This is a genomic window from Streptomyces sp. NPDC003016 (assembly GCF_053591455.1).
Genome location: NZ_JBSFTV010000002.1, coordinates 185,252 through 209,491 on the forward strand (window position 1 = coordinate 185,252; position 24,240 = coordinate 209,491).

Sequence of the window (24,240 nt, forward strand, 5' to 3'; positions counted from 1 at the left end):
ACCGCCATGCGGAAGATACTCATCGTCGGAGCCGGTCAGTCCGGGCTCCAGCTCGCCCTCGGCCTCCAGAGCCGCGGGTACGAGGTCACCCTGATGTCCAACCGCACGGCGGACGAGATCCGGTCGGGCCGGGTCATGTCGACGCAGTGCATGTTCCACACCGCCCTCCAGCACGAGCGCGACCTCCAGATCAACTTTTGGGAGTCGCAGGCCCCGAAGATCGAGGGCCTCGGCGTCTCCGTCGCCGCGCCCGACTCCTCGCGCGCCGTGGACTGGGTCGGCAGGCTCGACGGTTACGCCCAGTCCGTCGACCAGCGCGTGAAGATGGCCGGCTGGATGGAGACGTTCGCGCAGCGCGGCGGGCAGCTCGTCATCCACGGCGCGGCCGTCTCCGACCTGGACTACTTCTCCCGTACGTACGACCTGGTCATGGTCTCGGCGGGCAAGGGCGAACTGGTGTCGATGTTCGGCCGCGACGCGTCCCGCTCCCCGTACGACGCCCCGCAGCGCGCCCTGGCCGTGGCGTACGTCCACGGGCTCGGCCCGCGCCCCGAGCACCCGGAGTTCGACGCGGTCCGCTGCAACCTGGTCCCGGGGGTCGGCGAGCTCTTCGTCATGCCGACGCTGACCACGTCCGGCCGCGCGGACATCCTCTTCTGGGAGGGCGTCCCCGGCGGTCCCGTCGACGTGTTCAAGGGGGTGAAGGACCCCTCCGAGCACCTGTCCCTCACCCTGGAACTGATGGAGAAGTTCCTGCCGTGGGAGTACGCCCGCGCGACGAAGGTCGAACTGACCGACGCGAACGGCACGCTGGCGGGCCGGTACGCCCCGACGGTGCGCAACCCCGTCGGCCGGCTGCCGGGCGGCGGCCTGGTCCTGGGCGTCGCCGACGTCGTCGTCGCGAACGACCCGGTCACGGGCCAGGGCTCCAACTCCGCGTCCAAGTGCGCGGCCTCGTACCTCTCCTCCATCACGTCCCACGGCGACCGGCCGTTCGACGAGGCGTGGATGCGCTCCACGTTCGACCGGTACTGGGACACGGCGCAGCACGTCACCAAGTGGACGAACGCGATGCTGGGCGTCCCGCCGGAGCACGTCCTGAACCTGATCGGCGCGGCGGGCGGCCTCCAGCCGGTGGCCGACCGCTTCGCGAACGGCTTCAACGACCCGGCGGACTTCGAGAACTTCTTCTACGACCCGGAGAAGACGAACGCCTACCTGGCCGAGGTCGCCGGAGCATGACGGGCGTCCGACCGGCGGTCCAACCGCTGGTGGTCGTTGGTGGTCGTAGCCGGTTCCTGTCGGACGGCCCGGAGACGGCCCGGCCGTGAGCGCTGTGCCCGGCCCGCGGTGACGCCGGATCCGGTGACGAATGACCCCCAGCCCTGACCGGCCGGGGGTCTTCTCGCCGGCTGGCGCGGGTGGTTTCGAACCACCGGCATCTGCTTTGCGGGCCTGGCGCCGCCCACAGGCCAGACCTGGCAGGTCAGCACCCGCGCAACAGGGGCGAGCCCGCCGGCGCTCGGCCGGGCCGCCCTGGACCCCGATCGGCCGTGCGCTTCCGTGATGACTGCGACGTTCGACGGGGAGCGCTGACGGCAGAAGCCGTGGGTCTGCGGGACATGGATCGGGCCTCCGGCGTCCACTGCTGCGTGGAGGCCGGACCCGCGCGGCACCCGCCGTCCTCTATCCGAGTGTGAACATCGCCTCGGCGACCTCGCCGACTGCCGCATCGGGGATCGCAGTGGCGGCCTCCCTGAGGACGAGGAGCCGCGCCCCGGGGATCTCGCGCGCGATCGCCTCGCCGTTGCCGACGGGGAAGAACCGGTCGCGGCGGCCGTGGACGACGAGCGTGGGGACCTCGATCCCGGGCAGACGCTCGCGCCAGCGGGGTCTGCAGTCGAGCCTGGAAAACACCATGCCCATCTGGTTGGCCATCTGGACCGGGGGTGCGGTGCCGGGCGTGCGGTCCCAGATGCGCGCAGCGATCGCGCGCGCGGCCACGGGGTCGTCGCCAAGGATCTCCGCGCCGGCGGCGGCGAACTCCGCAACCGCCTCGCGGTCGGCCCAGTCGGGCATCGGACGCGCGAACAGCCGGCTCATCGTCGCCCGGTCATGGCCGGGGAGGTCGTCGTCGGGCGGGCCAGGGGCAACCGCGCGGGTGCCGACCAGGGTGAGCGCCGCGAACGCGCCCGGATGGTCGAGCACGGCCACCTGGGCGACCATCCCGCCGACGCCGATCCCCGCGAGGTGCGCAGGCCCTCCGCCGAGCGCGTCGGCAAGGGCCGCCGCGTCGGCGGCGAGGTCGCGCAGGGTGTAGGCGGGCGCCTGCGGGTCCGCCGTCGACGACTCCCCGCTGTCGCGCAGGTCGTAGCGCACCACACGGCGCCCGCCGGCGGCGAGGCGTTCGCACAGCGCGTCGGGCCAGGAGAGCATCGTCGTCCCGCCCGCGAGCAGAACGAGTGGCGCGTCGTCGTCACCGAACGACTCGATGCCCAAGGCGATCTCATGGGCGTTGACAGTGGTCATCGGATCACCGGAAGACGTCGTAGGTCAGGTGCGTCGCGGTCGATGTCGAGATCACGCTCCGCTGCACCAGCGTGCGCGGCGCTGTGCCGGTGGACAGTGGTGTCCCGGCGCCCAGCACCATGGGCGCGAGGTGCAGCGACACCACGTCGACCAGCCCGGCGCCGAGCGCCGAGCCGATCGTGGCGCCGCCGCCCATGAGGATGACGTCGAGGTCCTTGCCGCTGTCCGACGACGCCGCCTCGGCCCGCTCCCGCGCGGTGGTGACGGCGTCGGGCAGACCGGTGGTGACGAACGTCCGGTCGAGGCCGGTGAGCCGCACCGACTCCGGCGGCGCACTCGTCACGACGACGAAAGCAGGCTTGCCGACCTCGCCGGCGCCGTAGCCGGACGTGTCGTCCCAGCCGTTCGGCCGGTCGACCACGTCGAAGAGCCGGCGGCCGAGGACGACGGCGCCCGAGCGGGCGGTCGCCTCGCGCAGGACCCGGCGGTCGCCGGGGTCGTCGGAAAACACCCAGGTGTGCAGGGCCTCGCCGCCGGTGCCCAGACCGTTGTCCGGGCCGGGGTCGGGCCCGGTGACGAAGCCGTCGGGGGAGACCGAGATCTCAGCGATGATTCGAGTCATGCCGGGGCAGACCCGATCCGCCGCCCGAACTCATCGCTCACGCGTGAAGCGTGTGCCGGATGCGAACCCGAGGGCACGACGCCCGAAGCGGCACGCCGGACGTACGGCGGACGCTCGCCCCCGAGTACCTCGGAGACGCATATGCGCAGGTCAGAGGGTATGACCTCTGGGGTGCTCGGAACGGCCAGGTGAAGGGTTGCGGCCGCGCTTCCGTGATGACCACGACGTCCGACGTGGAGCGCGGCCACCACCACGCGGAGCGCGCGGTGGAGATCCTGCGAGAGCACGACTTCACGTCGCCCACGGCCCGCCTGGTGCCCGCACCGCCCGGACGGCGGAAAACCGGCACGCTCCTCGTCCACGCGCACGGATGAGGTGATGACGCGCCGTGGTCCCGTACCGCCCCGGCCGTCCGCCCAAGCCGCCCGGCCGGGGCTCCCCACTGCCGTACGAGATCACTGAGTGCTGCCCGGTGACCGGGTCGTCACGGATTCTCGGTGAAGCGGACGGACCAGGCGTAGCCGCTCAGGTTGTCGTGCGGAACCCGCCGGACCTCTCTGACCTGGCAACCGTCGTGGGCGTACTTGCGGGCGAACCGCTCCAGGCGCTGCGCGTCGGTGAGATCCTCCATGGACAGCGGCGCTCCGATGACGAGGTCTTGGTGGAGGACGGTGTCCTGCGCGGCGTCGTCCGAGCAGGCCGAGCAGTGATGTGTTTCAGGTAGGGCCATACGTCCAGTGTCCTCCCTGTCCGGGTGTCACCCGGACCCCCCGGTCCTGGCAGCCGGACGACCGCGCCGCAGAGCCCCCGAGCCGGGGGCGGACGGCGGTCCGGCCCGGTCACCGACCGATGAGTTCTTCGAGCTCTCCCGCGGTCCAGCGGCCCGCCGCACCGGGGCAAGCCGCCAGGTAGCCCGCGATCGTGGGCACGTCCCACGCGCCTGCTCCGAGGAGCCCTGTGGACAGGTACCGCACGTAGGCGGCGGAGGGCTCGGCCCACTGGACGTCGTTGACGCTCCACGGGGCCGTGAAGGTGAGGACGGGCAGGCCGTCCAGCACGCCCGGGCAGACCAGCGTTTCGTAGCGCCCGTCGCCGAGTGCTGCCCTGCCCCTGGTCAAAGCCTCGCTCAGGTCCAGGTCGACACCCGGTTCCCGGTACATCTCCTGAGCCGCGATGTCGGAGAACTGCTCGGCCGTGACCAGGTGCGCCCGCGCGAGAACACGTCCGCCCGCCCCGGGGTCGTAGAAGGCTCGCGCTCCGGTCCACACCGCAGACTCCGTGGCGAAGTAGAGGGTGCCCTCCAGCTCCACCGGGACGGACGCTGCCGGTGCGCGCCCGTCCCGGCATCCGGGGCAGGTCCTGGAAGCTCCCGGAGGGCGACCGCCCGCGAGGTAGAAGGCCAGGCGGTCCAGATGCGTGTTGGAGCCGTAGGACGCGTACCAGACCTGCCGCGGTGCGGCGCCTTCGAACCGCGCTGCGCCGATGACGCGGGTGCCGGTCATGGTCTCCTGGTACCCCGTGGACGGTGTGCGAACGGCCGCCGGCGCAGGACTCGCGTCGGCACGCCGTGGCGGATGACGTGCCGGTCCCGGGCGGGGAGGCAGCCCCCACAGGGTTACGCCCCCGGCGCCTCCTCCGACGCGTATCCCCGGTCCGGCCCTTCCGCCGCGCCCCGCGGCAGCTTCGGCGGGGTGTAGGACGGGAGCGGCTTCAGGCGCGGGTCCGGGCGGACCGCGCCCAGCAGGGGGTTCGCCGCGATCGGGGAGACCTTGACACGGGCTCCGGGGCGCGGGGCCTGGACGACCATGCCGTCGCCGAGGTAGATCGCCACATGCGTGGCCTTGGGGAAGTAGATCACCAGGTCGCCCGGCCGCAGCTTCCCCAGCGGTACTTTCGGCAGCCGCCGCCACTGCTCCTGGCTCGTCCGGGGGATCTCCCGCCCCGCGTGCGCCCACGCCTGCGACGTGAGCCCCGAGCAGTCGAAGGAGCCCGGCCCCTCCGCGCCCCACACGTACGGCTTCCCGATCTGGCGTACGGCGTACTCCAGCGCCTTGCCGCCCAGCCGCGAAGGTGTCCGCTTCGCGGCCTCGCCCGGGCTGCCGAGCGCGCCCGAGGCCAGCAGGCCCCGCTGCGCCCTGCCGGTGTTCCGCTCCTCCAGCCGCGCCAGACCGGCCAGCTGCTCCTCCGTCAGCGAGGCCAGCAGCTCCGCCACGTCCCGCATCCGCTCCCGTACCGCGTCGCGCTGCTTCTTCTGCTTCCTGGCGAGCGTCTGCTGCTTGTCCAGCGCGTACCGCTCCCTGGTCGCCAGCTTGTCCGCCCGCCTCTCACCGCTCTCCAGCCGTGCGATCGTCACCGCCCGGTCGTCGGCGGCCCGCTGCAGTACGTGGCCCTGCGCCAGCGCGCGCTCCGGGTCCCTGGCCAGCAGCAGCCGCAGGTACGGCGAGAGGCCGGTCCGCCCCTGGTACTGCTCGCGCGCCAGCCGGCCCGCCGCGCTCCGGCTCTCGGCGAGCTCGGTCCGGGCCCGTACCAGGCCCGCGGTCACCTTCTCGACCTCGCCCAGCTGCTCCTTGACGGACTCCTCCGTCGCCTTGTACGTCTCGCTGGCCTCCTCGGCCCGCTGGTACAGCTTCTGGAGTTCCGTCAGCAGCTCCGTGACGGTCGGTGCCTGCCGGGACGGGGGTGGAGCAGCAGGGGCGGGTGCGGGTGGAGGGGCTGGAGTGGCCGGCGCCGCCGCGGTGGACGGCGCCGGGAGTGCCGTGAGCACTGTGGCGGCGGCCAGTGCGACCGTACAGACGGTCCGGGTGAGTCTGCCTGACACGTCATCACCTCCGGTTCGCGGCCGGGCGGTCCGGCCTCACGGTGATGATGTGCACCGGTGGCGGGGGCGTGGGCGGGCGGCTGGGCGGGTTGGGCCAACGCCGTCACCCGCCGAGAGGCAATCCGCGGTGCCACCGGCGTGGCTACCACGGGCAACCCCGCCCCGGCGGAGGCGCCGGGGCGGGGTGCGGGGGTGTGCGGGGTCAGCTGGGCTGCGGTCAGCCGAGTTTGGCCAGCTGCGCCTCGATCTCGGCCTTCGGCTGCTCCGTCTTGCCGGTGAAGCTCTGGGCGTAGAAGGTCACGAGCGTGCTGCCCTTGCGCACCGTCACCAGCTGGGACGTGCTCGGCTCGCCCTCCAGGTCCATCGTCAGCGTGAAGGCGACCGCCTCGTCACCGCCGGTGTAGGCGGCGGGGGCGACCTCGGTGTACTTCGTCCTGTCCGAGCCGGAGGTCACGGTGAAACCGCCGGCGCATGCCCCGCCCGCGGCGCGCAGCTCGGCGAGGGCGTCCTGGGCGCCCTCGCCCTCGTACGAGCCCAGGGTGTCCGACATGAGCGTCGTGTTGCCCAGACCGGTCAGGCCGGCCTCCAGCTTCTCCTCGGGCGAGGCGTCCTCGGCCGGCTTCCGGGGCACAGTGGTGATCTTGCGCGCCGAGGTCGCGGCGGGCTTGCCCGCGGACCGCAGTGCGACGGCGTCGACGAGCGGCTTGCACTCGGACTTGTCGGCGGTGGCATTCTTCACCGCGACGAGGTCCACCTCGGAGGGCTTGGCGACCTTGTGGTTCTTCAGGTCGCCCCCGGCCAGGACGAGCTTGTCCAGCTCCGCCTGCGACAGGGCCTTCGCGGTGGGCTCGGCGGCGGTCGCGCCCTCCCTGCCCTTGCCCTCGGGGGCGGCATCGACGCTCTTGTCGGACCCGCAGGCGCCGACGAGCAGGGCCAGCGAGAGCGCGGAGGCGGTGACGACGGTACGGCGGACGGTGGTACGGCGCATGAAACAGTTCCCTCTGGATCGGTGAACAACGGTCCCCCCGCGCGAAGTCCACTCAGCCGGTGACACGCGGAACCTGTTGTGATCACGCAATCTACGGCCTCTGCCCGCCCGATGATCAACGGATTTCGGCCGTCGGCGGGATTGTGACGCCCGCGCAATCCCAGAGGCACCCGATCGAGACGCGTCCCGCTGCAACCTTCGCCGCCGCACCGCGCCGCGCCTCAGTCGAGAGGGAGCGCGTAGAAGGTGCGGCCGCGCCACAGCACGGCCCTGCTGCCGAACGCCTCCGCCCGGTACGGGGCGCTGCTCTCCTCCGCGCCCGGCGCCGTGACGCCGGAGTCCTGGAACTTCCACAGCCGCCGGCCGTCGCGCGCGCCGATCGCGGTGGCCTGCGTCTCGTTGAGCGCGAAGACGGTACGGCCGCTGCTGCTGAGGGTGACCCGGGGGGTGGCCCGGCCGGGGTACTCCGTGGCACGTTTCCACCGCTGGGCGCCGGTCGCCCTGTCGACGGCGTACACCTCGTTGGAGTCGCCCGGGACGTACAGCGTCTGGTCGCGTACGACGCCGTGGCCGAAGCCGTAGGGGGCGTCGTCGGAGGGGCCCGGGGAGCCCTTGAGCTTCCAGAGCTTCCTGCCGCTGCGGGTGTCGTACGCCTGCAGGCCGCCTTCCACCGCCGCGTAGAGCCGGCCGGACGGGTCGTCGGTGATGCCCGCGCTCGGCCGTACCCCCGTGAAGAACTTGCTCCACAGCGTCCTGCCGGTCCTGCGGTCGACGAGGACGAAGGCCGCCCTGCCCCTGGCCTTCTTCATCTGGGCGGCGGTCAGGGACGAGGTCCTCCGGCGCAGGAGCAGGCTGTCGGGGCGGATGCCGACCGTCTCGTAGCGGGGGACGGCGCCGGAGCGGCCGTTCGGCATCTCGGTGCGCCACAGCTCCTTGCGGGCGGCCATGTCGTACGCGAAGAGGTAGGTGCGCGTGCGCGTCACCTTGTCCTTCTTTCCGCCGAGGGCGTCGACCTTCGCCGAGAACCAGACCACGGGGCCGTCCGCGGCCACCTTCGCGCCGAGCACGGCCCGGGTGTCCTTCCGGCCCTTCGTCAGGAGGGGGCCGTACGGCACCCGGTGCCTGACCCGCCCGTCCTTCGCGGACAGCCACAGGAAGTCGGCCGGGGTGACGACGAAGCAGTGGGTGCCGTCGGCGGCTTCGGGGGCGTACTCCGTGCCGGCGGCCTTCTGTTCCCAGAGCGGGCGGCCGGTACGCAGGTCCAGCCCGGTCGTCAGTTCCTCGCCCGGGATCAGGAGGACCTGGTCGCGCCAGAGGCGGGCGGGCGGACCGCCGGCCGCGAGCGCGACCGGGTGCTGGTAGTGCCAGAGCGGATCGGGAGCGAGTCCGGGCAGCGGTCCGGGGCGGGCGGCGGGCCTGGAGCCCCCGGCCGGGCGCGCGGGCGCGTCGTCCTCGCCGCCCGGGAAGGCCAGCACCGCGCCTCCGCCCACCACCAGTCCGGCGGCGCCCGCCGCGATCCCGGTGAACAGGCCGCGCCTGCTGAGGCCGCCGAGGCCGCGCGGGGCGGCGGTACGGGCGGGCGGCTGCGGCGCGGGGAGCACGGCGGTGGTGGGCGGCAGGGCGAGCGCGGTGGCGGGGTGGGGGAGGAGAGGGGCGGGGCCGGGCCGCCGTGCGCCTCCGTCCGTACTTCCGGCGGCGCCCCCGGTCGCCGTCACGGCCGGGGCCGCGCCTGTGCTCACGACCGGCGCCGCGCCTGTGCTCACGGCCGGGGCCGCCGTGCGCCGCAGCGCCGGCAGACGCAGGGTCGGCCCGCCGCCGACGTCCGCGGCGCCTGCGGACGTGCCCTCGGTCTCCTCCGCGGCTTCAGCGGCAGGGGAGGGGTCCCCTTGCCGGGCCGGATCTCCCGGCCCGCCCGGCGGCCGGGGGCCGGGGCCCGGGGCGGAACCCAGGCGGCGGGAAGGGGCGGGCAGGGGAATCAGGTTCTGCGCCCCCGTCCCCGTCCCCGCCCTCGTTCCTGCTTCCGCTCCCGTCCCCGCGCCCGGCTCCAGCGCCCTCGCCGCCTGGTCCGCCAGGGCCGACACCAGCCGCTCCGGGAGCCAGCCGTGGCGGGCCAGTGCCGCCGCGCCCTCCAGGGCCAGTTCCGCCGCCAGGACACCCGGGGCCGGGCGGTCCGCCGGAGACTTGGCCAGGCAGCGGGCGATCAGCGCGCGCAACTCCTGCGGTACGGCGGCCAGTTCCGGCTCGGCGTGCGCGATGCGCTCGGCGGCCGCGCCCTCGGGGCCCGCCGCCAGCGGGGTCGCGCCGGTCGCGGCGTACGCCAGGAGCAGGCCGAGGACGAAGATGTCGGACGCGGGGCCGGGCTCCTGGCCGGCCAGCTGCTCCGGGGTGAGATAGCCGAGACGTACGGACAACTGGCCGCCGGGACCCGCCTCGGCGGCCGCCGAGGCCCCCAGCGCGCCGAAAGCCGTCAGCCGCGGCCCGTCGGAGGCCAGCAGCACGGTGTCGGCGGCGAGGCCGTGGAGTACGGCACCGGTGGCGTGCACCCGGGACAGGGTCTCGGCGAGCGCGGCGCCCAGGGTGCGTACGGTCCGTTCCGGCAGCGGCCCGGCGAGCCCGACCGCCTCGCCCAGCGTCAGCGCGGGTACGTAAGGGGTCGCCGTCCACAGCCCGGAGCCGTCGGCGCACGCGTCGACCGGGGCCTGCACCCAGCCGCCGGCCAGCCGCTGGGCGGTCCGCGCCTCCGCCTGGAAGCGGCGGCGGAAGGCGGGCAGTCCGGCCAGAGCGGGGCGGGCGGCCGAGACCACGGCCGTCGTACCGTCGGCGGAGCGTGCCAGGTACTGCACGGCGCTCGCCGTCTCCCGCAGGCGCGACAGCGGGGCGTACGGCCCGATGCGGCGTGGATCGTCCTGACGCAGCGCTTCCAAGGCGCACCCCCTGTGCTCACCGTGCCGGGGCCGCTCCCTCGGACACAGCGGCCACACCCTGCACAGCCGTCGATCTTATGGCGTGCTGTCCGGCTTCGACCAGGGCCACCTCGGGCGGTGGCGCCCGCGTCCGTCCGGCGCGTACTCGTACCTCCAGCCGCGCTGGAGCCCCAGCCGCTTGCTGTATCCGGCGGGGACGCGCAGGTAGGCGTGCACGGTCGGCGGTCCGCCGCCGTCGTCCGGCACCGGCACCTCGTACCACTTCGGCGGGTGTCCGGTCGGCCCGACGAGCACCGGCAGCACCCGCCCGTCCAGGGGACCGCCCACGAAGGGCGTGTTCTCGCTTCTCACCCGGCCAGTCTCGCAGGGACAGCGGACACAGGAGATTCCACAGCGGCCGCAGGAGATTCCGCCGGAGCCGCAGAAGGTCTCACCGCAGCCGCAGGAGGTTTCGCGGGAGGTGGGCCGCTTCAGGTTTCACAGGAGGTGCGCCGCTTCGGCGACCACCGGGACCACCCGCCGCGCCAGCACCCCCACCGGGCCGTCCGCCGTCTCCGTCGCCAGGGCCGCCCTCGTCACGGCCGCCGTCCGCGCGTCCGTCGCCGCGGTCACGGTCAGCAGCGCGACGAAGTGGTCGACCAGCCAGTCCCGCAACTCGCCGGCCGGCGGCTGCTTGTCCTCGTCCAGCCAGATCAGGGAGGCCGCCTCGACAGCCGTGATCCAGGTGCGGACCATCATCCGCAGGCGCGGCCCGGCCGTCTCCGCGACGCCCAGATGCGCCAGGACCTGCCCGGCCGCGGCCCGCCGTACCCCGTCGACGATCGCGGTCGTACGGGAGGTCTCGGCCACGCTGCCGCCCTGGAGCAGCGCGCTGAACCCGGCGTCGTGCTGGTCGACGAAGGCCAGGTAGCGGTCCAGGGCGGCGGTGAGCCGCCGGGTGAGCGGCCCGGTCTGCGGCTCGGCGAAGCACAGCTTCAGCTCATCGGCGGCGGAGCCGAGCGCGGCCTCGTACAACTGCTGCTTTCCGCCCGGGAAGTAGCGGTACACGAGCGGCCTGGACACCCCGGCCGCCTCCGCCACGTCGTCCAGCGAGACCTCCTCGGGCGCCCGGTGCGCGAAGAGCGACAGGGCGGCGCCCAGGAGCTGGCTGCGACGCTCCTCGACGCTGAGCCTGCGGTACGCGGGGGTGGCTGCTGCCGGGGTCATGTCCGCAGCGTAGCCCCGTATGTGCCCGTTTACGCGAGGAGTCCCGAGCTCTTCCAGAGCCGGCGGCCGACGCCCTGGAGCACGCCGATGTCGTCCAGGAAGTCGGTGAGCCGCTTCGCGCCGTTCTGCATGACCTCCCTGCGGTGGCCGCTCGCCTTGACCTGGGCGACGGCCTGGCGGCGGTCGAGGCCGACGTTCTCGTACACCTGCGGGTTGACGAAGCACGTCGAGAAGACCCGGGCCGCCTCGCCGCAGCTGACCCGGGTGAGCTCGCGCTCCCACGCGGGCGCGGTCACCATCTGGCGGCGCAGCTCCTCGCGGGCGTACCGGACGTGGCGCGCCTCCTCGACCACGTGGATGCGGGTCACGCCGCGCACGAGGGTCTGGACGCGCTCGTCCGGGAACGTCAGCCGCTGCATCCAGTCGAGGATCTCCTCGCCGAGCAGCGTGGCCGCGAACGAACCCGGCGTCGTCGAGACGGTCTTCAGGACGCGTGCGAGGTTGTGGTAGAAGCGCGGCACCGGGTAGGCGGGCGCGCCCCCCTTCTGGATCATCTTGGCGAACATCATCGAGTGCCGGCACTCGTCGGCTATCTCGGTGAGCGCGTAGCGCACGTGGTTGCTGGTCACGGACTTGTCGTAGATGTGCCTGACCAGCAGCTGCATGAGGATGATCTCGAACCAGATGCCGAGGGAGGCCAGCGACGCGGCCTCGTGCCTGGCCAGGTCCATGCGCTGCTCCTCGGACATCTTCCGCCAGAGCGGAGTGTCGTAGAGCGATACGAGCTCGGGCGGCCAGAACCACTTGCCCTCCTCGACGGGGGCGTCCCAGTCGAGTTCCGTCTCGGGGTCGAAGGAGTGCTTGGCGGACGACTCCAGCAGGCGCTCGGCGACCTGCTCACGGTCCTTGAGGAGGCCGAGTGCGTCCCTGAGTGCGTCGCGTTCGGTCACTGTGGTCATGGCGGGGGCACCTCACGGGTGGGTTACTGGCGGTCACAGCCGTGCTCGCCTCTTATGAGACTGCTTGTCAGCAAGCCCGTCAATCCCCCGCGCAGGACTTGTTGGCCGCCTCGCCGGCCGCTCGTTCGCCGAGGGGTGATCCTGCCGATCACCCCTCCCGCAAAGGGACACAGGGGTGCGAAGGGCGGGCGGGGAAGCCGCCGGCCGGGCGCCCGGCCGGCACGGTGGCGGGGCGGCGGTGGGGGTCCCGGAGGCGGCGGAACGTACGCCCGGGGGGCCGGTCCGCGACGGGTCGGTGCGCGGCGGAGGGGCTCGGGGGCGCCGGCACGACGTGCGCGATCACCGGGGCAACCGCCGGCGCCCGTACGGGAGTCGGCGCGATGCCCAAGGAGTGGACGGGGCGGCGGGAGGCGCTGGGACGACGAGGGGGCCGGGGCGATTCGTGTGCGCAGGGGGGAAGTAACGTGCGGTCATGAGCATGCCGCCCTCGCCCCAGCAGCCACCCGGCCCGTACGGGCCCCCGCAGCCGCTGAATCCGTACGGCGGGCAGCCCCCGCAGCCGCAGTACGCGGGACAGGAACAGCAGCCCTACCCGCAGCAGCAGCCGTACCCGGGGCAGGGCGGCTGGGGCCGGCCGCCCCTGGGGCCGCCCCCGCCGCGCAAGAACCGCACCGGCATGGTGATCGGCATCGTCGCGGTCTCGCTGGTCGCGCTCGGCGCCCTCGGATTCACGGCGAAGCAGCTGTCCGCAGCCGGAGCCGTGGCCTCCGGGGCCGGCTTCCCCGAGGCCGAGTACGAGCTCACCGTGCCGAAGACCCTGCTCGACGGCGAGTACAAGCTGGCCCAGGACATGTCGGGGACCGAGGGCGAGAAAGCCCTGGAGGGGACGTACGACCCGGAGGTCCGCGATCCGAAGCCCGCCGTCGGCCAGTACACCTCCGGGCCCCCGACCGGGCCGAGTGTGCTGGTGATCTCGGGCCTGTACGGCCAGTTCAAGGATCCCGACGAGATGCGCAGGAAGATGCTGGAAGGCGCGGAGGACGGCCGGGGCGCGACGCCGGCCGTGCCCGCCGAGGAGATCGAGCCGGCGGGCACCTCCCTCACGCTGAGCTGCCAGGTCCTGACCTCGACGCAGAACGGCGCCGGCTTCACCATGCCGATGTGCGCCTGGGCCGACGGGAACACGGGCGCCTCGGTGGCCGTCGTCACCCCCGAGATCTCCCAGCAGGACCCCGAGTCCGTGGACCTCGCCGAGATCGCCGAGATCACCGTCAAGGTCCGGGAAGAGACCAGGCGGAAGGCCGGCTGATCACGCGGCCGCGCCGCCGGGGGGCGGGAACGTCGTACGCAGGGTGAAGGCCTCCGGCGTCGGGCCCTGCTCGCGCAGGCGCAGGAGCGCCTTCTCGGCGTCCGCCACCGTCGGGCGGTTCCCCGCCTCCACCCACCACAGTGCCGTCATCGCCTCCTTCACGCGCTCGAACCACTCGTGGCGCCGGGCGAGCAGCTCCCGGTGCTGCCCCTGGTACATGAAGGCGGTCAGGGCATCGGTGTCGCGCCACACCGTCATGTTCAGGATCAGCCACGCGTCCCCGAACACCGGCACGTCCGTCGCGTTGCCCGTCTCGCTCTGCAGCCGCCATCTGAAGCCGTCGGCGCCGTCGGCCACCGCGTTCACGGGGTCCAGGGCGTCCACGAAGTCCTTCAGCTCCGGGGAGTCCAGCGGGAACTTGAGCCGGGCGATGTTCACTTGGGCGAGTTCGTACGCGGCGGGGGCGGCGGAGTCGGTAGTCATGGCCGCACGATAAGCGCGTACGGCGCTCCCGCCCCGACCGTTCCGCACAGCGAGACATGACGGCCCGTCAGCCGTCCAGCGCCGCCCGCATCACCGCCCGCGCGATCGGCGCCGCGCTTCCCCCGCCGCTGATGTCGGCGCGGTCCGCCGACGCGTCCTCCACGACCACCGCCACCGCGACCGCGGGCCGGCTCTCGCCCTCCTCCTGCGCCCAGGAGATGAACCAGGCGTACGGCGTACCCGTGTTGTCGACACCGTGCTGCGCCGTGCCCGTCTTGCCGCCCACCGTCACCCCCGGGACGGCGGCGTTCGTGCCCGTCCCCTTCTCCACGACGTCGACCATCATCCGCTGGAGCCGCAGGGCGGTGGCCGGGCTCACCGCCTGGTGCAGGGACTTCTGGCGGGTCCGCGAGACGACGTCGCCGTCCGCCCGGGTCGTCCTGTCCACCAGGTAGGGGTACTTGAGGTCACCGTCGTTGGCGACGGCCGCGGCGACCATCGCCATCTGGAGCGGCGTCGCCGTCGTGTCGTACTGGCCGATGGAGGAGAGCGCGAGCTGGTCGTCGCTCATGCTGGTGTCGAAGTTGCTCCGGGACACCCCGGACGGAATCTTCAGCCCGTCGTCGTTGAAGCCGAACTTCCGCACGGTGTCCAGCATCCCCGCCAGCCCCGTCCGCACGCCCAGCTCCGCCATCACCGTGTTGCAGGAGACCCGGATCGCGTACTCCAGCGACGCGTCGCGGCAGCCGCGCGCCTCGTTGGGGAGCGTGGTGGCGGTGCCGGGCAGGACGTACGGATCGGGCGTCCCCGTCGGAGCGTCGACGTCCTCCACCACGCCCGACTCGAGCGCCGCGGCCGCCGTCACGATCTTGAAGGTGGATCCCGGCGGGTACGTCTGCCGGATGGCCCGGTTGAGCATCGGCTGACTCGACGCGCCGGTCAGCCGCGCCCACGCGTCCGTGACCGCCTTCCCGGTCCCGGCGATCCGCTCGGGATCGTACGACGGGCTGCTGACCAGCCCCAGGATCTTCCCCGTCGAGGGCTCGATCGCCGCGACGGCGCCCTTCCGGCCGGCGAGTCCGTCGTACGCCGCCCGCTGGACCGCGCCCCTGATGGTGGTGACGGCGTCGCCGCCGGGCTGCTGCGCGCGCGTGACCTCGTTCCACAGGGGGAGCGGGGCGAGCATCGGGTCGGTGCCGGAGAGGACGTCGTCCGCGGCGTTCTCGACGAGGGTCGTGCCGTACGTCTGGGAGGCGTAGCCGGTGACGGGCGCGTACAGCGGACCGTGCCGGTACGTTCTTTCGTACCGCAGCTGCTCGCCGCTGTCCCGGGAGCCGGTGACCGGCTTCCCGTCCACGACGATGTCGCCGCGCGGCTGGCTGTAACGGACGATGGTCTGGCGCCGGTTGGCCGGATCGTCGTTCAGCGACTCGGCCTGGAAGACCTGGACGCGGGCGGCGTTCAGCAGCAGCGCGACGAGCAGCAGCAGGCACAGTCCGGCCGCGCGGCGGATGTAGCGGATCACTGGTCGTCCTCCACGACGGTCGCGATGACGCCGGTCTCGACGTGTTCCGGCGGCGGGCGGCGGGCCGAGTCGCTGACCCGGATCAGCAGCGCCACGATGATCCAGTTGGTGACGACGGACGAGCCGCCCTGTGCGAGGAACGGCATCGCCATGCCGGTCAGCGGGATCAGCCCCATCACACCGCCCGCGATGACGAACACCTGGAGGGCGAGGATCGAGGCGAGGCCGATCGAGAGCAGCCGCCCGAACGGGTCGCGCAGCGCGAGGCCCGCCCGGTAGCCGCGGGCGACGAGCAGGGAGTACAGCAGGAAGATCGCGGTGAGCCCGGACAGGCCGAGCTCCTCGCCCGCCGTCGCCAGGATGAAGTCGGACTTGGCGGCGAAGCCGATGAGGACGGAGTCGCCGGCGCCGAGCCCCGTGCCGAGCATGCCGCCGGCCGCGAAGGCGAAGAGCGACTGGGCGAGCTGGCTCGCTCCCCGGCCCGCCTCGATGGACGCGAAGGGGTGCAGCCAGTCCTGGACGCGGCTGTGGACGTGCGGTTCGAGCGAGCCGACGACGAAGGCGCCGACCGCCGCGAGGAGCAGGCCGACGGCGATCCAGCCGGTGCGGCCGGTCGCGACGTACAGCATGATCACGAAGAGTCCGAAGAAGAGCAGCGAGGTGCCGAGGTCGCGCTCCAGGACGAGTACGCCGACGCTGAGCAGCCAGATCGCGACGATCGGGCCCAGCACGCGGCCGGTGGGGAGCTGGAGCTTCCAGATCCTGCGGCCGGTGTAGGCGAGGGCGTTGCGGTTCCCGGCGAGGTAGGCGGCGAAGAAGACGGCGAGCAGGATCTTCGCGAACTCGCCGGGCTGGAAGGAGAAGCCGCCGACGCGGATCCAGATCTTCGCGCCGTTGATGGCCGGGAAGAAGATCGGCACGATCATCAGGACGAGGGCGGCGGCGACCGAGAGGTAGGCGTACCGCTGGAGGACGCGGTGGTCGCGCAGCAGGATCACGACACCGATGAAGAGCGCGACGCCGAGGGTGGACCAGATGAGCTGGGTGGGGGCCGCCTGGTCCCTGGGGGTCTCCAGGTCGAGACGGTAGATGAGGACCAGGCCGAGGCCGTTGAGGAGGACCCCGATGGGCAGGAGCAGCGGGTCTGCGTACGGGGCGCGGAAGCGGACGGCGAGATGGGCGAGGAGCGCGAGGGCGCCGAGACCGGCGCCGTAACCGGCGGCGCCGGGCGGCACGACGCCGCCCTGGGTGAGGCCGACGGCGATGTAGCCGTACACGGCGATGAGGACGGCGCAGACGAGGAGCGAGAGTTCGACGCCGCGCCGCTTGGGGAGGCGTACGTCGGGCGGGGGAGCGTCCACCGTCGTTGCGGTCATGTCAGGCAACGTAGCAAGCAAGCGGGCCGTATGTCCGTATATGTCAAGGGGTTCCGGCCGGTGACTGCGGCCGGCTGCTCGCGCCCGAGGGACCCGCCGGGGCGGGGGCCGGGCTCCTCGGGGCGCGGACGGGGACGGAGGGCCGCCTGGCCGTGGGGGCGTCAGTACGGGTGCGGAGGGTTCGGCACGTGGGCTTCAGCACGTGCGCGGGGCGGGCCCGGTGTTCGCGATGTAGCGCGCCGAGCCCCAGGCCCAGGTGCCGTCGGTGAGCAGGTACCAGTGGCTGTCGCCGTGCACGTTCTCGCCGTGGGCCCCGCAGAAGATGCGGACGACCGCGCCGTAGGGCCTGCTGCCGATGACCTTGCTGCTGCGGGTGGGCTTGTCGCGCAGCAGCAGCCCCGACTTGGCGGTGACGCGCCCCTTGTGCGTGGGGGAACTTCCGGTCTGGGGCTCCGGGTGCCGGCCGGGGTCCGCGGCGGCGAGCGCCGGGCCCGCGGCGGCGAGCGCGGCGACGGCGCCGGCGGCGGCGTAGAGGCCGAGCCGGGAGAGCGGGGACCTGGAGAGCGGCGTCCGGGGGAGCGGCGTCCGGGGGAGCGCGGACCTGAACAGCGGGGACCGGGGGAGCAGGGGCATGTGCATGCTGGCTCCTGAGGGGTGGGAGGTCTTCGCCACGGCGAAGGGCGGCAGGGGATCCGGTCCGTGACGAACCGGCTCCTCGACTCGCCCGGATCACACTAATTTCGCCACCCATTGATCGCAATCTGTCACTCTGCGTGCTCAGCGCTGGTAGGGGTTCTGCCCGGGATGCTGCTGGGGCGCCTGCCCGTAACCGCTGCCGTGCCCCTGCCCGCCGCGACCGTCGCCGCCCTGCGCCTGGAGCTGCTCCGTCTGCTCCTTGGAGACCTGCTGCTCGGCGCCGCAGAAAGTGCACTGCGTCGTGTACTTCGTGGAGAACGGGAACAGCGGCACGAAGAACAGCGTGAACTTGTTGACGCGCTTCTTGAGCGTGTGCGCCGCCGGATTGCCGCAGCGCCCGCACACCAGCGTGAGCATCGCCAGTTGGTAGAGGTAGCCCTTGCTGCCAAAGATGATCATTCGATGGTCCCCTCGTGTGTCCGTGCGTGCCGGTCGCGGCGCCTGCCTGCACCGTCTGCCCGCAGGCCCGCCCTGCTGTCGAGTCTGCACCAACCGGACCGGCGGGGCTCACTGCCCCCGCGGCGCCGGTGCGGTGACGCGGTACCGGGCGCACCAGCCACCTCCTGACCGGCCCGGCCGTCCGGCCCGCGTTTTCGCGTTGGCGACGTGTACCGCCGCTTTTCACGGCGACGACACGCCCTCTTCCCTTCCCCCCGGTCCTCTTGGAACATTCTCTTCGCTCCCGTCCCCCCACACCCCAGGAGACCCCGCACTCATGCCAGATCTCCACCGGCGCCGCTTCCTCCAGATCGCGGGGGCGACCGCGGGCTTCGCCGCCCTGTCGAGCAGCATCGACCGCGCCGCGGCCATCCCGGCCGCCCGCCGCTCCGGCACCCTCCAGGACGTCGGCCACATCGTCGTCCTGATGCAGGAGAACCGTTCCTTCGACCACTACTTCGGCGCGCTGAAGGGCGTACGGGGCTTCGGGGACCCGCGCCCGGTGACGCTGCCGAGCGGCAAGCCGGTCTGGCACCAGGCGGACGGCAACAAGAAGGTGACGCTGCCGTTCCACCCGACGGCCGACGATCTGGGGATGCAGTTCCTCCAGGGCCTCAACCACGACTGGGCGGGCGGCCACAAGGCGATCAACCAGGGCAGGTACGACCAGTGGGTGCCGGCCAAGACCCCCACCACCATGGCGTACCTGACGCGCGAGGACATCCCGTTCCACTACGCCCTCGCCGACAGGTTCACCGTCTGCGACGCGTACCACTGCTCGTTCGTCGGAGCCACCGACCCGAACCGCTACTACATGTGGACGGGTCACACCGGCAACGACGGCACCGGCGGCGGCCCCGTCCTCGGCAACGAGGAGGCGGGGTACGGCTGGACGACGTACCCCGAACGCCTGGAGAAGTCCGGGATCTCCTGGAAGATCTACCAGGACACCGGGGACGGCCTGGACGCCGCGGGCCACTGGGGCTGGATCAACGACGCCTACCGCGGCAACTACGGGGACAACTCCCTCCTCTACTTCAACCAGTACCGCAACGCCAGGCCCGGCGACCCGCTCTACGACAAGGCCCGCACCGGCACCAGCGTCAAGAACGGCGACGGCTACCTCGACGACCTGAAGGCCGACGTGCTGGCCGGCAAGCTCCCGCAGATCTCCTGGATCGCCGCCCCGGAAGCCTTCACCGAGCACTCCAACTTCCCCTCGAACTACGGCGCCTGGTACATCGCGCAGGTCCTGGACGCGCTGACGTCCGACCCGGAGGTGTGGAGCAGGACGGCCCTGTTCATCACGTACGACGAGAACGACGGCTTCTTCGACCACGTCGTGCCCCCGTACCCGCCGGCCTCCCCCTCCCAGGGCAAGTCCACCGCCGACACCACCACCGAGCTCTACGCGGGCGGCACGTCGTACGCGGCGGGCAACTACGGCCTCGGACCGCGTGTCCCGATGCTCGTCGTCTCGCCCTGGAGCACCGGCGGTTACGTCTGCTCCGAGGTCTTCGACCACACCTCGATCATCCGCTTCATGGAGCGCCGCTTCGGCGTGAACGAGCCGAACATCTCCCCGTGGCGCCGCGCGATCTGCGGCGACCTCACCTCGGCCTTCGACTTCGGTACGGCCGACCCGCGCCCCGCCGAACTGCCCGGCACCGCCGCGTACGAGCCACCGGACCGCGAACGCCACCCCGACTACCGGCCCACCGCGCCGGCGGTCGGCGCCATGCCCAAGCAGGAGCCGGGCACGCGCCCGGCCCGCCCGCTGCCGTACGCCCCGTACGTGGACGCCGCGGTGAACACGGCCGACGGCCGGATCGCCCTGACCTTCGGTCCGGGCGCCGCGGCCGGAGCGCAGTTCTACGTGACGTCGGCGAACCGCACCGACGCCCCCTGGACGTACACCGCGGAAGCCGGCAAGAAGGTCTCCGACACCTGGAACTCGGCGTACTCCAAGGGCGTGCACCACCTCACGGTCCACGGCCCGAACGGCTTCCTGCGCACCTTCAAGAGCCCCGCCAAGACCGCCTGCCCCGAGGTGACGGCCCGCCACAACGCGACGACCGGGAACCTCGACCTGACCCTGACCAACCCGGCGGGCGCCACGACCGCCCACCTCTCCGTCACCAACGCCTACGGCGGGCAGCCGCAGACCTTCACGGTGCGCGCGGGCGCCGCGGTGGCGCACACGGTGGACCTGCGCGCCACCAAGCGCTGGTACGACGTGTCGGTGGTCTCCGACACGGACGCCGTCTTCCTGCGCCGCTTCGCCGGCCACGTGGAGACCGGAGCCCCGGGGGTGAGCGACCCGGCCACCGCCACCGCCTGAGGACCGTCAAGAACGGCCAAGAACGGCCAAGAACGACTAAGGACTCCTAACAAAAGTGGTGGACTTGACCTGGTCAGGGGCCGGTGTCGCGCACGAGGCCGCTGGGTATCGGGATGCGGTCAGTCGCGTAATCGCACGGGATAAACCCGGCGACGTCGGCGATCATCCCCGGAATACTGGTCGCCCATGGATGAGGTCAAAGTCGTTGTCGCCCATTCCGAGCGCGCGACCCTGCGCGTCGGCGACGTGTTCCTGAAGGTGGACGCCGATCAGGCGCGCATCGATGCCGAGGTCGAGGCGATGTCCCTCGCGCCGGTCCCGACCCCGGAGGTCCTGTGGCGCAAGCCGTCCGTGCTCGCGATCGCCGCACTCCCGGGGACGACGCTTGGGCGCCTGGGCGGGCCGTCGACCGGGTCGCCGGCGGCGTGGGCCGCGGCGGGCGCCGCCATCCGGAAGCTGCACGATGCGCCGCTGCCGGCCCGACCGGGCCGGGCCGGCCGGAGCATCGTCGCGCTGGCGGCGGAACTCGACGACGAGTGCGAGCTGCTCGTGACGAACGGCTTCCTGCCCGCTGACCTGGTCACCCGAAACCGCCAGGTCGCCGAGGCCGCGCTCCGGCCGTGGACTCCGGCGTTCACGCACGGCGACCTGCAGATCGCGCACGTCTTCGTCGACGGCGACGAGGTCACGGGCGTCATCGACTGGTCCGAGGCGGGTCAGGGTGATGCCCTGTACGACCTCGCCACCTTCACGCTCGGACACGAGGAGCACCTCGACGACGTCATCGCCGGCTATGGCACCGACATTGACCTTGATGTGATCCACGCGTGGTGGTCGTTGCGAAGCCTGCTGGCGGTTCGCTGGCTGATCGAGCACGGCTTCGACCCGTTCGCGCCGGGCTGCGAGGTCGACGTACTGAGATCCCGGATGTGAGGCTGCGCAGGCCCGACTGCTACGAATGCGTTCTGACGCATCGAGCAGACCCCCCTGGGGCGATCGCTCGCCCTTGCGCTCCACAGAGTGCGGTGCGCAGTGGTCGCCAGCAGATGACGGCGCAGCCGAGGGTGACGAACGCGTGGTGGATGTCGTCGCGGATCTCCCAGCGAATGCGCAGGCGGCGGAACCAGTGCAGCAGCGCGATTGTTCCTTCCACGACCCAGCGGTACACGCCCAGGCCGGAGCCGTGCCCGGTGCCGCGCCGGGCGAGGTGCGGGGTGATCTGGAACCGGCGGACCTTGTCCCGGTAGACCTCGTGGTCATAGCCGCGGTCGGCGTACAGGTGTTTGGGGCGGCGCAGTGGCTGGCCGCGCTTGCCGCGGCTCGGCGGGACGGCCCGGATCAGCGGGATCAGTCGGGTGACGTCGTTGCGGTTGCCGCCAGTGGTGATTGCCGCGAGCGGGATGCCGTGCGCCTCGACGATCAGGTGGTGCTTGCTGCCGGCCTTGCCCCGGTCCACCGGGGACGGACCGGTGGCCGGCCCGCCCTTCATCGCGCGGATATGGCTGGAGTCGACCGCTGGGCGGGAGAAGTCGAGTAGGTCTGCGGCGCGCAGCTCGGACAGCAGCAGCTCGTGCAGGTGCTGCCAGACCCCGGCCTCGTTCCAGTCCCGCAGCCGTCGCCAGCAGGTCATCCCCGAGCCGAAGCCCAGCTCCTGGGGCAGAAACTCCCGGCGGATCCCGGTGTACAGCACGAACAGGATCCGGCACAGCACCTTGCGACTATCCAGACGCTTACGACCTGGACGCCGCGGATTACGCGGGACGACCGGCAGCAGCGGCTCGATGCGCGCCCACAACTCGTCGTCCATCTCCCACGGTCTGGCAGCGGTCTTCCTCGTCTCGACTGGCTCGCACCCCCTTCGGCCAGCATCAACGAGAACTGACACACCGTCATTCCTGGAGGTCCAGAAACCTCTTTTTGTTAGGAGTCGTAAGGACCGTCAAGGACCGAGGAAGCCGCCCTCGCCCTGCCGCCCGATGCCACGCAACAGCGTGTCGACCACGCGGGTCGCCAACGCGTCGACATCGCCGGTGTCGTCACCGGCTTTCTCGGACCGATCGAGAGCGGCTTCGTGAATGAGGGCGTAGTAGACGCGGCGGGCCCACACCAGGTCCGTATCGGGCCGTAGGACGCCGGCTTCGCGCACCCGCCGGAACAGACGGTCGCACTGGTCGAGCACATCGGCGTGCGCCCGTGCCACCTCCGGGTCCTCCGGGGCCGTCCTGCTCATCGCGAACCCCCAGCCGATCTTGACCCGGAGGACGTTGGCCGTCGCCTGGTAGAGGGCCACCAGCGGCGGGGCGCTGTCGGGGTGGGCGCTCGTCACGGCTTCGTGGAACTGCCGCGTCGCCCATGCCGCCAGGGCATCCACCAGAGCCTCGCGGCTGGTGAACCGGCGGTGCACAGTCGTCCGCGCGACACCCGCGGCCTCCGCGATCTGTTCCATGGTCGCCGCCGGATTGGCGCCGAGGACGCGTTCGGCAGCCTCCAGGATCACCCTGACGGTCCGCTCGGCGTCCGCGCGCAGCGGCCGCTGCTGACTCTTGCGTTCCACGGAGCTCCTTCCCTCTTCCACCCCGCAAGACTACGTCAAAGTAGCCACTCACCTATTACTTGCAACAAGGGTGTAGCAACTTCTATGCTTCCAGCATCTTCAATGTTTCATTTCCGAAGAGGAGTGCCCATGGACCTGCAACTGACCGGCAAGGCGGCTGTCGTGACCGGCGCGAGCCGGGGCATCGGCCTCGCCACCGTCTCCGCACTGGTCGGCGAGGGCGTGCGGGTGGTGGCCGCAGCGCGGGTGATCACACCGGAGCTCAAGGCCACCGGCGCGATCGGCGTACCCGTGGACCTCTCCACCCCCGACGGTCCCGCCCGCCTCATCGCCGAGGCCCGGGCCGAACTCGGCAGGCTGGACCTCCTGGTCAACAACGTGGGGGGCGGTGATGCCGGCGAGGGCCAGACGGGCGGCTTCCTCACCTTCACCGACCAGCAGTGGCACGACGCGTTCGACCTGAACTTCCTCGCCGCGGTCCGTACCACCCGGGCGGCACTGCCCCACCTCGCGGACACCGGCGGCTCCATCGTCAACATCTCCTCCAACGGAGCCCGGACACCGCACGCCGGCCCCATCACCTACACCACCGCGAAGGCGGCACTGACCGCGTTCGGCAAGGCGCTGGCGGAGGAGTTCGGCCCCCGCGGCATACGCGTCAACACGGTCTCGCCCGGCCCCGTCCGCACCGACCTGTGGGAAAGCCCCGACGGTTACGGAGCCGAGCTGGCCAAGTCGATGGGCGTGAAGCAGGACGAGCTCCTGGCGCAACTCCCGGCCGCCATGGGAATGGTGACCGGCAGGCTGGTCCGCCCCGACGAGGTCGCCACCCTCGTCACCTACCTCGCCTCCCCCCTCGCGGGCAGTGTCACCGGCGCGGACCACATCATCGACGGAGGCGCGATCAAGACGGTCTGAACCGGCCGGGACCAGCTTGCGGGCGCTGATCACGGCCGCTGCGGCCGCGATGCCGCCCCACGACGGTCCGACCGTCGGCCCGACCAACCCCGCAGCGGTCTCGCAGTTTTTGGCGACCGACTGGGGAACCGCTCCCGACCCGTCCCGCACCTGGGCCGCACGGTCTTCATGCACCGGCTCCGGGCGGCGTACGGCTGCGCATACGCGAAGACCCCGTTCTCAGCGAAACCGCTGATGGCGGGGTCTTTGGGCACTTCCTGCGAAGTGCCCCCGGCAGGATTCGAACCTGCGCACACGGCTCCGGAGGGCACGCTCACTGAGACCCTGCCAATGGCTCCGACCTGCGAAGAAGCCGTGCAAGGGGCGTGCGCTTCTCTGATTCACACGCCCCTCACACGAAGAGGCTTCCATTGCCTGGGGTGTCAGCTGCGCCGAGCGGCAGACTCAGTCTCCGCCCCACCAACCTAGCCACCATTCCAAGGCTCGCTTGCCGGCCGCAGAGCAAACCCCGCCAAGGGTTGCGAGAAGCAGTTGCATCCCTATCGTCCGACGTC

23 protein-coding genes are annotated in these 24,240 nt (G+C 72.2%); 6 read left to right on the forward strand and 17 right to left on the reverse strand.

Annotated features, from left to right (window positions below):
• The first annotated feature begins 6 nt into the window (after positions 1-6).
• Positions 7-1,242 (forward strand): styrene monooxygenase/indole monooxygenase family protein, encoded by a 1,236-nt coding sequence (locus ACWDZ4_RS02260; RefSeq protein ID WP_451506565.1) that lies wholly within the window; start codon positions 7-9, stop codon positions 1,240-1,242.
• 444 nt (positions 1,243-1,686) lie between these two features.
• Here ACWDZ4_RS02260 and ACWDZ4_RS02265 read toward each other — a convergent pair whose 3' ends face one another.
• Entirely contained in the window at positions 1,687-2,529 is an 843-nt protein-coding gene (locus ACWDZ4_RS02265) for an alpha/beta fold hydrolase (RefSeq protein WP_451506566.1), read from the reverse strand.
• Positions 2,530-2,533: 4 nt separating this feature from the next.
• Complete coding sequence (locus ACWDZ4_RS02270) at positions 2,534-3,151, reverse strand: dihydrofolate reductase family protein (protein ID WP_451506567.1); 618 nt, start codon at positions 3,149-3,151, stop codon at positions 2,534-2,536.
• A 215-nt stretch (positions 3,152-3,366) separates the two neighbouring features.
• Between ACWDZ4_RS02270 and ACWDZ4_RS02275 the strand changes: the two genes are divergently transcribed.
• Positions 3,367-3,525, forward strand: coding sequence for a hypothetical protein (locus tag ACWDZ4_RS02275; protein WP_451506568.1), 159 nt, complete (start codon positions 3,367-3,369; stop codon positions 3,523-3,525).
• Between the two features lie 110 nt (positions 3,526-3,635).
• On the opposite strand, the gene ACWDZ4_RS02280 is transcribed toward ACWDZ4_RS02275, so the two are convergent.
• The 8 genes from ACWDZ4_RS02280 to ACWDZ4_RS02315 all read right to left on the reverse strand — a co-directional run bounded on the left by ACWDZ4_RS02280 (position 3,636) and on the right by ACWDZ4_RS02315 (position 12,046).
• Positions 3,636-3,881, reverse strand: a complete 246-nt coding sequence (locus ACWDZ4_RS02280) for a hypothetical protein (protein WP_451506569.1) — start codon at positions 3,879-3,881, stop codon at positions 3,636-3,638.
• Between the two features lie 109 nt (positions 3,882-3,990).
• Complete coding sequence (locus tag ACWDZ4_RS02285) at positions 3,991-4,653, reverse strand: histone deacetylase (RefSeq protein WP_451506570.1); 663 nt, start codon at positions 4,651-4,653, stop codon at positions 3,991-3,993.
• 113 nt (positions 4,654-4,766) lie between these two features.
• Positions 4,767-5,969 carry an NlpC/P60 family protein gene (locus ACWDZ4_RS02290; RefSeq protein WP_451506571.1) on the reverse strand — a complete coding sequence of 401 codons (1,203 nt, stop codon included), beginning with the start codon at positions 5,967-5,969 and terminating at the stop codon, positions 4,767-4,769.
• A gap of 217 nt (positions 5,970-6,186) precedes the next feature.
• Positions 6,187-6,957, reverse strand: coding sequence for a hypothetical protein (locus tag ACWDZ4_RS02295; protein WP_451506572.1), 771 nt, complete (start codon positions 6,955-6,957; stop codon positions 6,187-6,189).
• Between the two features lie 221 nt (positions 6,958-7,178).
• Positions 7,179-9,881, reverse strand: coding sequence for an outer membrane protein assembly factor BamB family protein (locus tag ACWDZ4_RS02300; protein WP_451506573.1), 2,703 nt, complete (start codon positions 9,879-9,881; stop codon positions 7,179-7,181).
• Between the two features lie 75 nt (positions 9,882-9,956).
• The gene (locus ACWDZ4_RS02305; protein WP_451506574.1) at positions 9,957-10,232 is read right to left on the reverse strand and encodes a hypothetical protein; all 276 of its coding nucleotides are present in this window, start codon (positions 10,230-10,232) and stop codon (positions 9,957-9,959) included.
• A 126-nt stretch (positions 10,233-10,358) separates the two neighbouring features.
• A complete protein-coding gene (locus ACWDZ4_RS02310; protein WP_451506575.1) occupies positions 10,359-11,087 on the reverse strand; it encodes a TetR/AcrR family transcriptional regulator in 729 nt (242 codons plus the stop codon).
• A 29-nt stretch (positions 11,088-11,116) separates the two neighbouring features.
• Positions 11,117-12,046, reverse strand: a complete 930-nt coding sequence (locus ACWDZ4_RS02315) for an AurF N-oxygenase family protein (protein WP_451506576.1) — start codon at positions 12,044-12,046, stop codon at positions 11,117-11,119.
• 472 nt (positions 12,047-12,518) lie between these two features.
• On the opposite strand from ACWDZ4_RS02315, the gene ACWDZ4_RS02320 reads away from it, so the two are divergent.
• Positions 12,519-13,355: a hypothetical protein gene (locus ACWDZ4_RS02320; protein WP_451506577.1), complete on the forward strand. Its 837-nt coding sequence runs from the start codon at positions 12,519-12,521 to the stop codon at positions 13,353-13,355.
• Here the strand turns inward: ACWDZ4_RS02320 and ACWDZ4_RS02325 are convergent, their stop codons facing one another.
• The 5 genes from ACWDZ4_RS02325 to ACWDZ4_RS02345 all read right to left on the reverse strand — a co-directional run bounded on the left by ACWDZ4_RS02325 (position 13,356) and on the right by ACWDZ4_RS02345 (position 17,834).
• Positions 13,356-13,838, reverse strand: coding sequence for a DUF3291 domain-containing protein (locus ACWDZ4_RS02325; protein ID WP_451506578.1), 483 nt, complete (start codon positions 13,836-13,838; stop codon positions 13,356-13,358).
• Positions 13,839-13,905: 67 nt separating this feature from the next.
• Positions 13,906-15,363 (reverse strand): penicillin-binding transpeptidase domain-containing protein, encoded by a 1,458-nt coding sequence (locus ACWDZ4_RS02330; RefSeq protein WP_451506579.1) that lies wholly within the window; start codon positions 15,361-15,363, stop codon positions 13,906-13,908.
• Positions 15,360-16,739 carry an FtsW/RodA/SpoVE family cell cycle protein gene (locus tag ACWDZ4_RS02335; RefSeq protein WP_451506580.1) on the reverse strand — a complete coding sequence of 460 codons (1,380 nt, stop codon included), beginning with the start codon at positions 16,737-16,739 and terminating at the stop codon, positions 15,360-15,362. Before ACWDZ4_RS02335 ends, ACWDZ4_RS02330 begins: the two co-directional genes overlap by 4 nt.
• A gap of 195 nt (positions 16,740-16,934) precedes the next feature.
• Positions 16,935-17,372, reverse strand: a complete 438-nt coding sequence (locus tag ACWDZ4_RS02340; protein WP_451506670.1) for an SH3 domain-containing protein — start codon at positions 17,370-17,372, stop codon at positions 16,935-16,937.
• Between the two features lie 144 nt (positions 17,373-17,516).
• Positions 17,517-17,834: a zinc-ribbon domain-containing protein gene (locus ACWDZ4_RS02345; RefSeq protein WP_451506581.1), complete on the reverse strand. Its 318-nt coding sequence runs from the start codon at positions 17,832-17,834 to the stop codon at positions 17,517-17,519.
• Positions 17,835-18,150: 316 nt separating this feature from the next.
• On the opposite strand from ACWDZ4_RS02345, the gene ACWDZ4_RS02350 reads away from it, so the two are divergent.
• Both ACWDZ4_RS02350 and ACWDZ4_RS02355 read left to right on the forward strand, forming a co-directional pair.
• Positions 18,151-20,214 (forward strand): phosphocholine-specific phospholipase C, encoded by a 2,064-nt coding sequence (locus tag ACWDZ4_RS02350; protein ID WP_451506582.1) that lies wholly within the window; start codon positions 18,151-18,153, stop codon positions 20,212-20,214.
• A 186-nt stretch (positions 20,215-20,400) separates the two neighbouring features.
• On the forward strand, positions 20,401-21,147 hold the full coding sequence (locus tag ACWDZ4_RS02355; RefSeq protein ID WP_451506583.1) for a phosphotransferase family protein: 747 nt from the start codon (positions 20,401-20,403) through the stop codon (positions 21,145-21,147).
• Positions 21,148-21,166: 19 nt separating this feature from the next.
• Here the strand turns inward: ACWDZ4_RS02355 and ACWDZ4_RS02360 are convergent, their stop codons facing one another.
• A complete protein-coding gene (locus ACWDZ4_RS02360; protein ID WP_451506584.1) occupies positions 21,167-22,021 on the reverse strand; it encodes an IS5 family transposase in 855 nt (284 codons plus the stop codon).
• A 132-nt stretch (positions 22,022-22,153) separates the two neighbouring features.
• Complete coding sequence (locus tag ACWDZ4_RS02365) at positions 22,154-22,768, reverse strand: TetR/AcrR family transcriptional regulator (protein WP_451506585.1); 615 nt, start codon at positions 22,766-22,768, stop codon at positions 22,154-22,156.
• A 129-nt stretch (positions 22,769-22,897) separates the two neighbouring features.
• Between ACWDZ4_RS02365 and ACWDZ4_RS02370 the strand changes: the two genes are divergently transcribed.
• Complete coding sequence (locus ACWDZ4_RS02370) at positions 22,898-23,686, forward strand: SDR family oxidoreductase (protein WP_451506586.1); 789 nt, start codon at positions 22,898-22,900, stop codon at positions 23,684-23,686.
• Positions 23,687-24,240: the final 554 nt, after the last annotated feature.

Excerpts from the sequence above, each read along its gene's own strand:
- ACWDZ4_RS02345 (WP_451506581.1), bottom strand. The coding sequence starts at position 17,834 with ATGATCATCTTTGGCAGCAAGGGCTACCTCTACCAACTGGCGATGCTC.
- ACWDZ4_RS02260 (WP_451506565.1), top strand. The coding sequence starts at position 7 with ATGCGGAAGATACTCATCGTCGGAGCCGGTCAGTCCGGGCTCCAGCTC.
- ACWDZ4_RS02285 (WP_451506570.1), bottom strand. The coding sequence starts at position 4,653 with ATGACCGGCACCCGCGTCATCGGCGCAGCGCGGTTCGAAGGCGCCGCA.
- ACWDZ4_RS02315 (WP_451506576.1), bottom strand. The coding sequence starts at position 12,046 with ATGACCACAGTGACCGAACGCGACGCACTCAGGGACGCACTCGGCCTC.
- ACWDZ4_RS02335 (WP_451506580.1), bottom strand. The coding sequence starts at position 16,739 with ATGACCGCAACGACGGTGGACGCTCCCCCGCCCGACGTACGCCTCCCC.
- ACWDZ4_RS02355 (WP_451506583.1), top strand. The coding sequence starts at position 20,401 with ATGGATGAGGTCAAAGTCGTTGTCGCCCATTCCGAGCGCGCGACCCTG.
- ACWDZ4_RS02270 (WP_451506567.1), bottom strand. The coding sequence starts at position 3,151 with ATGACTCGAATCATCGCTGAGATCTCGGTCTCCCCCGACGGCTTCGTC.
- ACWDZ4_RS02370 (WP_451506586.1), top strand. The coding sequence starts at position 22,898 with ATGGACCTGCAACTGACCGGCAAGGCGGCTGTCGTGACCGGCGCGAGC.
- ACWDZ4_RS02295 (WP_451506572.1), bottom strand. The coding sequence starts at position 6,957 with ATGCGCCGTACCACCGTCCGCCGTACCGTCGTCACCGCCTCCGCGCTC.
- ACWDZ4_RS02325 (WP_451506578.1), bottom strand. The coding sequence starts at position 13,838 with ATGACTACCGACTCCGCCGCCCCCGCCGCGTACGAACTCGCCCAAGTG.
- ACWDZ4_RS02265 (WP_451506566.1), bottom strand. The coding sequence starts at position 2,529 with ATGACCACTGTCAACGCCCATGAGATCGCCTTGGGCATCGAGTCGTTC.
- ACWDZ4_RS02360 (WP_451506584.1), bottom strand. The coding sequence starts at position 22,021 with ATGGACGACGAGTTGTGGGCGCGCATCGAGCCGCTGCTGCCGGTCGTC.
- ACWDZ4_RS02275 (WP_451506568.1), top strand. The coding sequence starts at position 3,367 with ATGACCACGACGTCCGACGTGGAGCGCGGCCACCACCACGCGGAGCGC.
- ACWDZ4_RS02340 (WP_451506670.1), bottom strand. The coding sequence starts at position 17,372 with ATGCCCCTGCTCCCCCGGTCCCCGCTGTTCAGGTCCGCGCTCCCCCGG.
- ACWDZ4_RS02350 (WP_451506582.1), top strand. The coding sequence starts at position 18,151 with ATGCCAGATCTCCACCGGCGCCGCTTCCTCCAGATCGCGGGGGCGACC.
- ACWDZ4_RS02280 (WP_451506569.1), bottom strand. The coding sequence starts at position 3,881 with ATGGCCCTACCTGAAACACATCACTGCTCGGCCTGCTCGGACGACGCC.
- ACWDZ4_RS02320 (WP_451506577.1), top strand. The coding sequence starts at position 12,519 with ATGAGCATGCCGCCCTCGCCCCAGCAGCCACCCGGCCCGTACGGGCCC.
- ACWDZ4_RS02310 (WP_451506575.1), bottom strand. The coding sequence starts at position 11,087 with ATGACCCCGGCAGCAGCCACCCCCGCGTACCGCAGGCTCAGCGTCGAG.